The sequence below is a fragment of the Mesorhizobium sp. M0870 genome (assembly GCF_040319775.1).
Classification (GTDB): Bacteria; Pseudomonadota; Alphaproteobacteria; order Rhizobiales; family Rhizobiaceae; genus Mesorhizobium.
Genome location: NZ_JAMYOI010000077.1, coordinates 1 through 1,313, shown reverse-complemented (window position 1 = coordinate 1,313; position 1,313 = coordinate 1). Strand labels below are relative to the sequence as shown.

The 1,313-nt window shown below is 59.6% G+C and carries 1 pseudogene; it reads left to right on the top strand.

Going from position 1 to position 1,313, the window contains the following annotated elements:
- Positions 1-433 precede the first annotated feature (433 nt).
- Positions 434-1,042, top strand: a pseudogene (locus NKH97_RS33190) (transposase); the annotation flags it as partial.
- Between the last annotated feature and the right edge of the window lie 271 nt (positions 1,043-1,313).

The following is a 1,313-nucleotide window of genomic DNA, read 5'->3' as shown; positions in this document are numbered from 1 at the left end:
GGTCCAGCGGTGAATGGTCGTGTGGTCGACGGCGATCCCCCGCTCGGCCATCATCTCCTCAAGATCGCGCAGGCTCAGATTGTAGATTCCATGGGCGGTGGAAAGCGATCGGCTTTCTGACAGAAGTGAGGTTGCTGAACCAACCCTGTGGAGACGACCATGCATGTTTCAACTGACCGGTCCGGAGCACCGACCGCCATCCGCACCAATCTGTGCGATTTTCGTCTCATTGGAACTCTTATACGCAGGTTGGATACCGCATTTCCGTGTGTACGCCTGGGGCTGCTTCCATCTAAGCACGGGCATCGACGTAGTCGGCCACTCAATTCCATCGAAGGTTCTCCGACCGGGGCCCTGCCTCCAACATGGGCATCAGCTGATGATCGATCTTGTCTCCTGCTTCCAATTACTCGCGAGATGCAGATGCTAGGTTAGGCTTGAGGAACTGCGGACCGGCGATGGCAGAGCGCTGCCAGCGCATCTCAAAGCGCAGATATGCCGCGAACTCGATCGGCTGGAACTGCTTCTCGAGCAAGTCAAGGCCGTGGAGGCGTGGAGGCGTGGAGGCGTGGAGGCGGAGCGAGCCGCGTTGCTGGCCGAGGCGCAAGACGCGGCAACGCCCACCTCGGCGGCGATGTTGCTAGACGTGAAGGGCATCGGACCGGAGTTTGCTGCCATGCTTTGGTCGGAAGGGTTGTTCCGCCATTTCGACAACCGACGGCAAGTGGCGGCCTACGCCGGCCTTGCGCCGACGCCTTGGCAAAGCGGCTCGGTCGATCGTGAGCAAGGCGTGTCGAAATCCGGCAATCCGCGGCTGCGAACGACGATGGTTCAACTCGCCTGGCTATGGCTGCGCCATCAACCGCAATCGGCGCTTGCTCTCTGGTTCCGTGGACGCGTTCAGCAAAACGGCGGGCGGATGCGTAAGACAATGATTGTGGCGCTCGCCCGCAAGCTGCTAGTCGCACTCTGGAAGTATGTAACCGCCGGCATCGTGATCGAAGGCGCCGTGATGAAGGCCTGTTTTACCCTAATCCCGTAATCCGCCAGGACCCGATCAGTCCTGGCCGATCCAGGTGGATGAACCGATACCCGGCATGGCCTGAATGCCGTTTTGTAGAATGGTTGCATCTTCCTGAGCCCTTGCCCGCCGCAAGCGGGATATTGGTGCAGCCGTATTGAACGGCGACCGCATGTGATGTTAATCGTGCTCGGAGACGGCCGGTCAGTATTCCGACGAAGCCGGCCATCGATTCCGATTTGAAGCCGGCCAGTCATTCCGATTTCATTCCGGCCGGTGTTCCGATTTGAAG